Source organism: Amycolatopsis iheyensis (assembly GCF_024703995.1).
GTDB lineage: Bacteria > Actinomycetota > Actinomycetes > Mycobacteriales > Pseudonocardiaceae > Amycolatopsis > Amycolatopsis iheyensis.
The window spans coordinates 1-10748 of record NZ_JAMXQV010000061.1 but is presented as its reverse complement, the minus strand read 5'-3'; the positions used below and the strand labels follow the sequence as shown (position 1 = coordinate 10748).

At 71.6% G+C, this 10748-nt stretch carries 12 protein-coding genes; 9 read left to right on the top strand and 3 right to left on the bottom strand.

The features are described 5' to 3' along the window. The 7 genes from M8542_RS49600 to M8542_RS49565 form a co-directional block, all read left to right on the top strand. A partial coding sequence (locus tag M8542_RS49600; protein ID WP_276588200.1) for a sigma factor-like helix-turn-helix DNA-binding protein occupies positions 1–196 on the top strand: 196 nt, incomplete at its 5' end. After that, positions 193–1434, top strand: coding sequence for a hypothetical protein (locus M8542_RS49595; protein WP_257927426.1), 1242 nt, complete (start codon positions 193–195; stop codon positions 1432–1434). The genes M8542_RS49600 and M8542_RS49595, both read left to right, overlap by 4 nt. Before the next feature lie 259 nt (positions 1435–1693). Then, on the top strand, positions 1694–2650 hold the full coding sequence (locus tag M8542_RS49590; RefSeq protein WP_257927425.1) for a YeeE/YedE thiosulfate transporter family protein: 957 nt from the start codon (positions 1694–1696) through the stop codon (positions 2648–2650). 66 nt (positions 2651–2716) lie between these two features. Beyond that, entirely contained in the window at positions 2717–3022 is a 306-nt protein-coding gene (locus tag M8542_RS49585) for a hypothetical protein (RefSeq protein ID WP_257927424.1), read from the top strand. Positions 3023–3487: 465 nt separating this feature from the next. Continuing rightward, positions 3488–4237 carry a CPBP family intramembrane glutamic endopeptidase gene (locus tag M8542_RS49575; RefSeq protein ID WP_257927423.1) on the top strand — a complete coding sequence of 250 codons (750 nt, stop codon included), beginning with the start codon at positions 3488–3490 and terminating at the stop codon, positions 4235–4237. 93 nt (positions 4238–4330) lie between these two features. Then, positions 4331–4672, top strand: a complete 342-nt coding sequence (locus tag M8542_RS49570) for a hypothetical protein (RefSeq protein ID WP_257927422.1) — start codon at positions 4331–4333, stop codon at positions 4670–4672. After that, positions 4662–5627 carry a hypothetical protein gene (locus M8542_RS49565; RefSeq protein ID WP_257927421.1) on the top strand — a complete coding sequence of 322 codons (966 nt, stop codon included), beginning with the start codon at positions 4662–4664 and terminating at the stop codon, positions 5625–5627. Before M8542_RS49570 ends, M8542_RS49565 begins: the two co-directional genes overlap by 11 nt. 546 nt (positions 5628–6173) lie before the next feature. Here M8542_RS49565 and M8542_RS49560 read toward each other — a convergent pair. The 3 genes from M8542_RS49560 to sigK all read right to left on the bottom strand — a co-directional run bounded on the left by M8542_RS49560 (position 6174) and on the right by sigK (position 7939). Continuing rightward, the gene (locus tag M8542_RS49560) at positions 6174–6452 is read right to left on the bottom strand and encodes a hypothetical protein (protein WP_257927420.1); all 279 of its coding nucleotides are present in this window, start codon (positions 6450–6452) and stop codon (positions 6174–6176) included. 171 nt (positions 6453–6623) lie between these two features. Further along, on the bottom strand, positions 6624–7343 hold the full coding sequence (locus M8542_RS49555) for an anti-sigma factor (protein ID WP_257927419.1): 720 nt from the start codon (positions 7341–7343) through the stop codon (positions 6624–6626). Further along, positions 7340–7939, bottom strand: a complete 600-nt coding sequence (sigK, locus tag M8542_RS49550) for an ECF RNA polymerase sigma factor SigK (RefSeq protein WP_257927418.1) — start codon at positions 7937–7939, stop codon at positions 7340–7342. Before sigK ends, M8542_RS49555 begins: the two co-directional genes overlap by 4 nt. A gap of 215 nt (positions 7940–8154) precedes the next feature. Here sigK and M8542_RS49545 point away from each other — a divergent pair, with 215 nt between their 5' ends. After that, positions 8155–9105, top strand: a complete 951-nt coding sequence (locus M8542_RS49545) for a beta-ketoacyl-ACP synthase III (RefSeq protein ID WP_257927417.1) — start codon at positions 8155–8157, stop codon at positions 9103–9105. An 81-nt stretch (positions 9106–9186) separates the two neighbouring features. Further along, positions 9187–10748, top strand: a 1562-nt coding sequence (locus M8542_RS49540; RefSeq protein WP_257927416.1) for a molybdopterin-dependent oxidoreductase, incomplete at its 3' end; no start/stop codon positions are given.

Here is a 10748-nt window from a genome sequence, read left to right as displayed (position 1 = left end):
GCGGACACGGGCCGTGCTGGCCGCCCGGTTCTACCTCGACCTCGGCGAAGCGGACACCGCCCGGCTGCTCGGCTGCGGCACCGGAACGGTCAAGTCGACCACCTCGCGTGGCCTGCAGCGGCTACGCGAGCTGTGGGAAGCCGAATCACGCTCCCCGGAGAACTTGCCGAGGCCGACTTCGAAGGGACGACGATGAATCAGCACCCACCGGACTTCGCCACGCTCCTGCGGACCGAGCTCGCGGCCGTCTCCCCGCCCCGTCCCGCGGCCGGCGAGGCCACCTCGGTCGCGCATCGGGTCCTGCGGACGCGGGCACGACGACGGCGGCGGACTCTGACGGGAGTCGCGGCGGCCGCCGTCGTCTTGGCCGGTGGTGGCGCCGCGCTCGCGACGTCCTCCGGCGGTGATGAACCCCCGGTCCAGCCGGTGGCGGTGACCCAGTGGCCGGCGCGTGGCCCGCTGGCCGGGGACACCGCACTGGTCGGCCGGGCGAAGCTGGCCTGGGCGAACGCCAGCCCAGCCGGGGCGCCCGGATCGGAGGCCGCCGTGCTCTACGCCGGGCCGCTGGGCGCGCAGGCCGGGCAGAACGCGACGCTGGTCGTCCTGCGCCGCAACGACGCCGCCGGAAGGACGTCGCTGGGCTTCATGACCACACCGTCGACCACCGGCACGCCGGACACCACGACACTGAAGGTGCGAGCCCAGGTGACCGTCTCCCCGAGCGCGCCCGCCCCGGCGGCCTACGGCTTCGTCGTCTCCAAACCGGCGCCCGGGGACCGGACCCCGGCCAGCTGGGCGGTCGCCCTCGTCGCACCGGGCATGCCCGGTGCCCGGTTCAACACCAGCGCTGTGGAGCAAGGGGTTGCCGGCACCGACGGCTCGCCCGGCAACGGACTGCTCACCGTGGACCTGCCGCCGCAGGCAGCCGCGTGGAACACCGAGCTCGCGTTCGGTGACCGCGGGGAACAGGGCGTCGCTGCCCTGGCCGCGGCAGCCGACGACCCGGCCACTCGTGCCGTCACCGCGACCCCGCGCCTCGACGGCACCTTCACCGTCACCGGAGCTGCTGACGCGCAACCAGGCGACCTGCTCACGCTCCACGACGGACTGATCGGCGTCGTCACCAGCGGTGGCACCACCGCGTCGGCCGGCACCGACCTGACAACGCTTCGGACGTCCGGGCTCAGTGCGCGGACTGCGACCAGCGATCGTCCGGTCGGTCTCACCGCCGGCCCTGACAAGCAGGTGAAGGTCACCGCCGGCCCCGGTGTGCTGCGCGAGGGCGACCGCATCGTCGCCGGCGGATTCCCCGGCACGGCGGCCGTGATCAACCTCGGCACCGCCCACGTGACACCGGACGGCACGTGGATCCTGCGGCGGGACATGTGGTTCCCGGTGACTCCCACCCAGGCCACCCTGATCCGGCACCCGTGAACCGGTTCGTGGTGCTGAAACCACAAGTGCCGCGGTCATCTGCCGGACCCCGCAGGCCCAGCCTGATTGCGACGTCCCGCCTGAACGGTGTCCGAGCACGCATCGTACCCGCCGCACGAGCGTCCACAGTAGACAGTTGTCTCGTACCCGCCGCCCCGGCGCAATGAGATCACCGGCGCCCGTACGTGCGACCGATCCGGTGCGGCCCGGGTTCCGAACCACCCAGGAGCGGTAGAGGAGGGACCTCATTTCCGGGAGCGTGATCGCGATCGTCACCGGCGGGACGGCCGGTGCGGCGATGGGCTATGTGCTGCAACGAGCGCGGTTGTGCTTTCACTCGGCCTTCGCGGGCCTCCTCACCGGACGTTTCCTGCTCGGCCGGAGCTGGCTGCTGGGCGTGGCGGTCGCCGCGACCGGCCTGTCGGTGCTGTACCTGACGCCCCTCGCGGACGGCCTGAACCAGGGGTTGCCGTTCGCACCCGTCGCCGACGTCGTCGGCGGGCTCGTGATCGGTGTGGGCATGGCGGTGGCCGCCACGTGTGTTTCGGGCCTGTTCTTCAAACTCGGCTCGGGCATGCTCGGTTGCGCGGCCGGTCTCGGCGGCTGGGCCGCCGGCGAGCTGTCCGTACGCCAGGTCGTGCTGCCCGGTCCCACCCTTCTGCCACCGGGGTCCGCCGCAACCCTTCCCGCCCTGCTCGGCGTCCCGCGGGTGGCGTTCGCCTTCGCGTTCCTGGCCGCTGTCGTCGCGGCGTTGTCCTTGTGGCGCCACTCGCGGCGTGGGCAGTGGAACTGGCCGGTCGCCGGTATCGCACTCGGCGTGGTGACGATCGTGGGCTGGGTACTGGCCGGCGCCGGCGGTGCGAGCTTCGGTCCCAGCACGGTCGGCGCGGTGGCCGGTCTCGCCACTGGCGAGCCGAACTGGTGGCTGACGGCGTTCCTGCCGGGCATCGTCCTGGGCGGCGCGGTCGCCGCCCGCGTGACCGGCGATCTCCACGTCCGCGGCGAGCGACCGGTCCGCTACGTCCGCCTGGCCGTCGGTGGGTTCCTGCTCGGCGCGGGCGGCTGGCTCGCGGGTGGCTGCACCCTCGGTCACGGACTCTCGGGCGTCGCTCAGCTCAACGTTTCTTCGTGGGTTGTCGTGGCTGCCGTCGTCGGCGGGATCGCGCTCACGGGGGCCGCTCGCGTCGCCTTGGCCAAGGCTCCCGGACATCGGTAATCGTGCGGTAAGGATCACCGGGGGGCGAGCGGTGTGAGACTGGAGTGATCCGACGAGGAGGTCACCATGACCCGCAGTCACCCGCACCCGGCTTCGACCTCGACCGGTGGTACGACCAAGAACCGGTGGACCCAAGTGGGAATCGCCTTGGCCTTCGCCCTCGTCGTGGCCGGTGGCGCAAGAATCGCGTTCGAGCTCACCAGCACCATGATGACGCACCTCGCCTTGGTGGGCGCCTGGATGATGTTCGCGCTGGGCCTGGCCTACGCGGGAGTCCGGATCCGGCCCAGCCTCGGCGGCGCGCTCTTCGCGGGCTGTGGAATCGGGGCGCTGCTGGTGGTGTTCTTCGGCGGTATGCAGATGTTCGCGTGACCTGCGCTGGTTCTTGGTGCCCGGGGGCAGCAACCTGCCGATGAGGAAGACTGTCGCGTTCTGGTGGGGATGTTGCCGCACAAGGTCTTCGCGCCGTTGAGGGTGTCCACCAGAGGCGTGACCTCGACCGCGGCGACGAGCTTGGTCAGCAGCGGGTTGGCGGAGCCGACGGGCTTCGGCCCGCTCGAATCGAGAGAGCCCGAGGCGGAACTCTGCGGCAGCCGGCCGCACGCGGGACCGAAACGCAGGCGGTCGGGGACAGCGCGGCGGCAGCAGGTTCCGCGGTTCGCGGCGCCGGTTCCGCTGCTGCTCGCCGGTCTCGCGTTGAACCGGCAAGGAGGTCCCGGCCGAGCACGGCCGGCAACGTGGCAGTGAACCGACTCGGCTGAGGCAACGGCGCACTGACCGGCTCGGCCGGCCTGGAAGTAGGCTGCTCCCGGTATCGCCTGGAGCGGGGGAGAACGCGTGACGACACCGATCCCGGGAACGTCGTCCGGCGCTCCCGAGGGTGCGCCCTGGCACCTTTGGGGTTTCGGCGCGGTCATCGTGGTCCTGGTTGTTCAGGTCGCCTCGACCGTAGCGGTCCGCCTTGACGCCACGCGCACAGTCGAACTCGGCGGTTGGGGCGCGCTCCTCCTCGCCGCGGTGCCCAGTACGGCCGCCGCGCTCGTGACCTTCATCGTCACGCGGGCCCGAGGCAACGGGCTGCGGATGGATCTTGGTCTGGACTGGCGTGTTCAGGACCTTCGGGTCGGGACGGCGTGTGGTTTGCTCGCGCTCGTCGTGTCGGTCCCCTGGGCCGCGCTCGTCGGCGCGCCTGACGGAGGTTCGACGGTCGGCACGCTGGTGGTGAAGGGTCACCCCTCGGTCCCGGTTGCGTTCGCGGTGTGCGCCTATGTGGCGTTGCTCGGCCCGATCTTCGAAGAACTCGTCTATCGCGGCCTGGTGTGGCGTGCAGTCGAACGTCAGCAGCTGCGTTCTGCCCGGTTTCGTCGGTTCGCCGCCTTCATACTGTCGACCGTTCTTTTCGCGGTGAGCTTCGTCGAACCGTCACGGATCCCTCTTCTGCTGGTGCTCGGGATTCCGTTCGGACTGGCACGCTTGGCGACCGGACGGCTGTTGGCCAGCGTCGTCGCTCATCAGGTCAGCAACTTCCTCCCAGCCCTCTCGGTATTGCTGGCCGCGCTGGGATATCGGCCGGATGGGTCGGCCTGACATCTGCGACGACGATCGCTCGAATCACCCGGTCGAGTGAATGCATTCCGGTGTGGCGCGGGAGTTGGCCCCTGTACCCGGTACCTTCGGCCCATGTGGCAGTACGCCGTCTGGGGCCTGGTGGGTGCGGCGGTGAACCGGGCGCTGCTGTTCCTCGAGGCCAGTCACCGGGTCAAGGGCTGGCCGTGGGCCCGACCCGACGGACCGGGCGGGGGCGTCTACGCGGTGTCGATCGTGCTGCACCTGCTCATCGCCACCGCGACCACAGCCGCGGTGGCCACGACGACGATCATCGCCAACGGCCTGCTCGCGTTCGGGATGGGGGCAGCTGCCCCGGTGGTCGTCAAGAAGGTGTGCGGTTACGCGATGACGTTGCTGCCCTCGGACGAGCCGGGCGGCGAGGGCGATGCGGCGGGGGCAGACGATGGCACGTGACTCGGTAGGACGGCGGCTGCTCGCCGCACTCGCCGATGCCACCCCGGCCTTCACTCCGCGAAGCGACCAGGGTTCCCGCCGTGCCCGGCGGCTACTGGCCGCGCTCGCCGACTCGACCCCGGCCTTCCGGCCACGCCTGCGCACCACATCCGATGAATACACCCGCTCGGCCACCCGTTCCACGGCTGCCAAGCGGCGTGCTCGAGTTGCGTGGGCCGCGACGATGCCGGGTCCGCCGCCGGACACCTCCGCGTCACCGAACACGTACTTCATCGTCGTTCCACCGTCTGACCGCCTTCTTCTGCTCAATGTTCTGCGGCACGGGCCGTTCGGTGAGCTCCTCGCCGCAGCTCGTGCCTCGGAACACGACGCGAGTATCGCCGCCGTGCACGACATCGCCGTGGTCTTCGTCGACCTGCTCATCGACTCCCTTCGACGCGAGGGAACCGTCCCCTTCACCGTGGCGCGGCTCGCCGGGGCCGGCATCGCCGAATCCCTGACCCTGACCCAAGCCACTGCGCGGGCGGAGACCCGCACCCGAGATCTCGCGCGCGCCCGCGCGCGCAAGCTCAGTCGGCAGCTCACCGGGGCGCTCGCTCCCGTCCCGGACCTCAAGCGCGTCCGCGGCCTCGCCGAGCGGCTGCGACACGAACTCGACGAGGCCCAGCCACGCAGCCGGTCCTTCGACCTCGGCGTGAAGAGCGCGCAGCTGAACCTGTTCAGCCAACGAGTCGCCCAGCAGGCCGGATCCTTGCTTGCGACGCTCGCCGACGTCACCGGCGAAGACCTCAGCCAGGCCGACCTCACCGACATCGACCTTGACGGTGTCCGCTGGTCGAGCCGCACCCGGTGGCCCGCAGGCTGGGAAGACCGGATCCGGCGTACCTCCGTCGAAATCGCACCGGACCTCTACGAAATCCACTCCGGCACCCACACCGTCGAGAACCTCCTCTGACCAGGTCGCACCCACAGCGGCCACCACCAGCCGCTGGCATCTGCTGAGCCAGTCCGCCCGCGCGGTCACGCTGCGACGCCCGTTCGGGCATCTCTGCGGCCCAGCGGCCCGTCGGGCGAACGCGGGGAGCCGGATACCTCGCATCGGACGGTCGAGTCCATGCGCCGCCTGACCGGCCGATCACGTCCCACACCGCACTGGCCCGCGACGACACGATCCTCCTGCACCTGGCGGCCTCAACCGCCGTCAGTCGGCCGTTGGCGGCGCTCGGTCTGGTGCCCGGGGTCTTGACGGTGTACGCGAACGTCGCCGACGCGGTGGCGGCTTTCGGTGATCACTCCTGACGTCGGTGACGACGTCACGAACATCTGCCACAGCGGTCCGGACTTGACCGGTGACACCTGGAACGACAGCAGCACCACTTGCGGGAACCCCCGGCACGGCGGGCTGGAACACCGTCGCGCGCCCCGTACACCGGCTGACGGTCAGCGGGAGAGCAGAGCGGGGCACCGGAGAAACCGGTGCCCCGCTCTTTCGGGTGGAAGGTCAGCCGCCGAGTACCAGGCCGTCGCCCAGGAGACCGCCGTCGCAGTCGCTGTCGTGCCAGCCGCCGTGCCCGCTGATGTGCAGGCCCAGCACGAGGCTGAGGTTCAGGCCCAGGCCGTGGTGGTGATGGTGGTGTCCGTGGCCGTCGTCGGAGGACTGCGCGACCGTGGGTGCGGGTGTGGTGGAGGCGGACGCCGCGCCGGGGGCGGCGAGCAGGAAGCCGAGTGCCGCGGCGGGCAGCGCGGCGGTCACGAGCAGGCGACGGCGGAATGTGCTCACGGTGTTCTCCTTCTCCTCAAACGGTCATCGGACGCGACCCGGATGGCGAACGGATCATCAGGAGTTCGGAGGGGCCAGGCCCGGTGGACAGGTTCCCGGGCCCGGACCACGCCTGTGGGTGACAACGACGAAGGCCCGGTCCCCGCGGGGACCGGGCCTTCGTGCCGGAGTTCAGCTGACCGCGAGGCTCGCGATCGACGGCGTGGTCGGCAGCAGCGATCCGGTGGCGGGCTCGACGGTCACCGCGACCCCGTCGGCGCCCGCGGGGAGGGCGGCCTCGACCGTGCCCTCGGTGCCGATCAGCCCGGCAGACCGCGGCACACCCGGGCCGGTCAGCCACACCTCGTAAGCGTGGCCGGCGTCCAGCCGAGGCAGCGCCAGCGTGGCGACGAGGACCTTGCCTGTCTGCCGGGAGGCTGTGGCCGACACCGAGCCGCCGCCGGTCGCGGTTGCGTGCACAGTGGTCGCGTCGGGAGCGGAGGTCACCGCGCCGCCGTCGGCCACCGGCACCGGACGGCCGGGGACGGACTGGTCCAGCCCGATGCTGATCCCGCCGGCGAGCACCGCCGCCGCGGCGGCGACGGACGCCACCCCGATCAGCGCACGCTTGCGCCACGGGGAGCGTCGCGCCGGGACAGCCGGAGCGGGGGTGACCCGGGGTGGTTGCTGGCGTGTCTGGGAGATCTCGGTGAGCACTCGCCGGCGGAAGCTCTCGTCCGGGGCGGCGGCGGTGGCGATGCCCAGCAGGGCAGCGGTCTCGCGGAAGCCGGCGACCTCGTCCGCGCACGCGGGGCATTCGCTCACGTGCCGGGTGAACGCCGCGCGTTCGAGGTCGTCGACCGCGTCGAGGGCGTACGCGCCGGCGAGGAGATGGGCGTCGGCGGTGGTCATCGGTGCACTCCCAGAGCGTCGCGCAAGCGGACGAGCCCGTCCCGCATGCGGGTCTTGACGGTGCCGATCGCGACACCGAGTTTCTCGGAAACCTCCCGGCAGGTGTAACCCTGAAAGTAGGCGAGCAGGATCGACTCCCGCTGGAGCTCGGTCAGCGCGGCCAACGCGGCGCGGACCCGCGAACGATCGAACTGGTCCAGCGTCGTCTCGGTGACGTCGTCGTAGGGGCGACGCAGATCCAGCCGGTGGGCCCGCACTTCGCGGTCGATCGCGGACTGCTCGGACCGGACCCGGTCGATCGCGCGCCGGTGTGCGATGGTCAGCGCCCAGCTCTGCACGCGTCCGCGCCGGGCGTCGAACGTCGCCGCCTTGCGCCAGATCTCGAGCAGGACCTCCTGGGTGACCTCTTCGGCCTGCGCCCGGGAGCGCAGCACCTGGAGCACGACGCCGAAGATCGGTCCGGCCAGGTGGTCGTAGAGCGCGGCGAAGGCCTGCTCGTCGCCGAGGGCGGCGCGGGCGAGCAGCCGGTCCGGTGCGCTGTCCGGTTCCGGCACCGTGGTGGCGCCGGTGCGGCGCGCGACTACGCGGGCGGTCATGGCACCTGTCCTTCCCGGCGGGCGCCGAGGTCACGGGCCGCGGTCGGCGGCGTGTCACGAGGAGTTCGTCCCGGCCGGCTCGTGCGGATTGGTGTCGGGCCGAGAAACCCGGCTGGTCACCCGCACGGAGGAGTTACCCGTGGCTGTCCACAATGGATCGGGCAAGCCGGGACGCCGGCCGGTCCGAAGGGGAAGTGAACCGAAGAGGAGAAACGATGGCAGGCTCGACAGTGGTCTCGTTCGGGCACTACCAGCCGAGCCGGACGGTGCCGAACGACGAGCTGGCGGACCGGCTGGGAACGTCGGATGCGTGGATCCGCGAGCGGGTGGGCGTGCGCAGCCGGCGGGTCGCTGCCCCCGGCGAATCGGTCGCCGACATGGCGACGGCCGCCGCGGACACCGCTTTGCGGCGGTCCGGGCGCCGCGCCGGCGACATCGACCTCGTGATCGTCGCCACGTGCACCGCGTTCGACCGGATGCCCAGCGTCGCCTGCCGGGTCGCCGAGCGGCTGGGGATCACCGCGCCCGGCGCGTTCGACCTCAACGCGGCGTGCTCGGGGTTCTCCTACGCGCTGGCCGCGGCCGACCACGCCATCCGGGCGGACGCCGCGGAACAGGCGATCGTGGTCGGCGTCGACAAGATGAGCGACTTCCTCGACTGGACCGACCGGTCGACGTGCGTGATCTTCGGGGACGCCGCGGCCGCCGCCGTCGTCGAGCGGGCCCCGGCCGGGATCGGTCCGGTGGTGTGGGGCTCGGATCCGGCGAAAGGGCACTGCATCACGCTCGAGACCGCCGGGCCCGGCGCGCTGCCCGCGGTGTTCCGGCAGGAGGGCCAGGCAGTGTTCCGCTGGGCCACCACCGCACTCGCCCCGATCGCCCGGGAGGCGTGCCGCCGCGCCGGCGTCGACCCCGCGGCGCTGGGCGGCGTCGTGACCCACCAGGCCAACGTCCGCATCATCGAAGCGCTGGCCCGCAAGATCGGTGCCACCGGCGCGGTGATCGCGACGGACGTGGCCGAGTCCGGCAACACGTCGGCCGCGAGCATCCCGCTGGCGCTGTCGAAGCTCGTCGAACGCCGGGAGATCGCGGCGGGCGCACCGGTGCTGCTGTTCGGCTTCGGCGCCGGGCTGACCTACGCCGGCCAGGTCATCAGCTGTCCGTGAGGGTTCCCTGCTTCTCACCCGATCCGGTGTGACGAAAACAGCACGACCAATACCGCGCCCGCGCCGCCTCGAATTCCACGTATGACCGCCACCGAGCTCGACACCCCGGAAGTGCCGCCGCGTACCAGGCTGCGATTCTTCGCGGCCGCGTTCACCGGAGTTCTCGCGCTCGCCGCCGCGCTCGCCGCGGGGCACCTGGTGGCCGGGTTCATCAGCGTCAACGCCTCGCCGTACCTCGCGGTGGGCAACGGCGCCATCGACCTCACCCCGGTCGAGCTGAAGGATTTCGCCGTCCGCACCTTCGGCACCTACGACAAGCTGGTGCTGCTGGGCAGCATGGCCGTGGTCATGGTGGGGGTCGCCGCCCTGGCGGGTGTCCTTTCGCGACGGTCACCGGTGCCGGGGGTGGTGCTCATCGCCCTCTTCGGGCTGGTCGGCGGCTTCGCCGTGTTCGAACGGCCGGACCTGATGGCGGTCGCGCTACTGGCGCCCGCCGCGAGCCTGGTGGTGGGAATCGCCGTTTTCCTGCTCCTGCACCGGATTGCGCCGCATGTGTGGCGGGACGCCGAGGGCGAGAAGACCGGCACCTCCCGGCGGGCCTTCCTGCTCGGCGGCGCCGGGGTCGTCGTCGGCGCCGGCGCGGCGGGGCTGGGCGGGCAGCTGATCAGCTCGTCGCGCGACGCGACGGCGTCCCGGGAAGCGGTCGGCAAGCTGGTCCCGGCCCGGACCGCGCCGATGATCCCCGCCGACGCGGACTTCGCCAAGCTGGGGACGCCGCCGTTCCTGACGCCGAACGACAAGTTCTACCGCGTCGACACCGCGCTGTCGGTGCCGCAGGTGCGCACCGAGGACTGGAGCCTGCGGCTGCACGGCATGGTCGACCGCGAAGTCCGCTACAGCTACAACGACATCCGCAACCGGCCCCTGGTGGAGCGGACGGTCACGATGACGTGCGTGTCCAACGAGGTCGGCGGGGACTACGTGTCGACGTCGAACTTCATCGGCGTCGACCTCGCGGACCTGCTCGCCGAGGCCGGCGTGAAACCCGGCGCCGAGCAGCTGTTCTGCACCAGCGTCGACGGCTGGACGTCCGGGACACCGGTCGCGGCGGCGCAGGACCGCGGTCGCGGCGCGATGCTCGCGATCGGGATGAACGGCGAACCGCTGCCGCTGGAGCACGGTTTCCCGGCGCGGCTGGTCACGCCGGGCCTGTATGGGTATGTGTCGGCCACGAAATGGGTCGTCGACATCGAGGTAACGACGTGGGCGGCGCGGCAGGCCTACTGGCTCAAGCGCAGCTGGGCGCAGGAGGCGCCGATCAAGACCGAATCCCGGATCGACTCCCACCGCGGGTTCGCCAACGTTCCCCGCGGAAAGGTGCGGGTCGCCGGGGTCGCCTGGGCGCAGCACACCGGGATCGAGAAGGTCGAGGTCCGCGTCGACCAGGGACCGTGGCAGGAAACCACGCTGTCGCAGCAGGTGAACCTGAACACGTGGCGGATGTGGTGGACCGAGATCGACCTGCCGGCCGGGGTGCACCAGGTGTTCTGCCGGGCCACCGACAAGTCCGGCTACACCCAGACCGACCAGCGTGCGGGCACGGTGCCCGACGGCGCGACAGGGTGGCACAACGTCACGTTCAC

Excerpts from the sequence above, each read along its gene's own strand:
- M8542_RS49570 (WP_257927422.1), top strand. The coding sequence starts at position 4,331 with ATGTGGCAGTACGCCGTCTGGGGCCTGGTGGGTGCGGCGGTGAACCGG.
- M8542_RS49585 (WP_257927424.1), top strand. The coding sequence starts at position 2,717 with ATGACCCGCAGTCACCCGCACCCGGCTTCGACCTCGACCGGTGGTACG.
- M8542_RS49595 (WP_257927426.1), top strand. The coding sequence starts at position 193 with ATGAATCAGCACCCACCGGACTTCGCCACGCTCCTGCGGACCGAGCTC.
- M8542_RS49565 (WP_257927421.1), top strand. The coding sequence starts at position 4,662 with ATGGCACGTGACTCGGTAGGACGGCGGCTGCTCGCCGCACTCGCCGAT.
- sigK (WP_257927418.1), bottom strand. The coding sequence starts at position 7,939 with ATGACCGCCCGCGTAGTCGCGCGCCGCACCGGCGCCACCACGGTGCCG.
- M8542_RS49555 (WP_257927419.1), bottom strand. The coding sequence starts at position 7,343 with ATGACCACCGCCGACGCCCATCTCCTCGCCGGCGCGTACGCCCTCGAC.
- M8542_RS49545 (WP_257927417.1), top strand. The coding sequence starts at position 8,155 with ATGGCAGGCTCGACAGTGGTCTCGTTCGGGCACTACCAGCCGAGCCGG.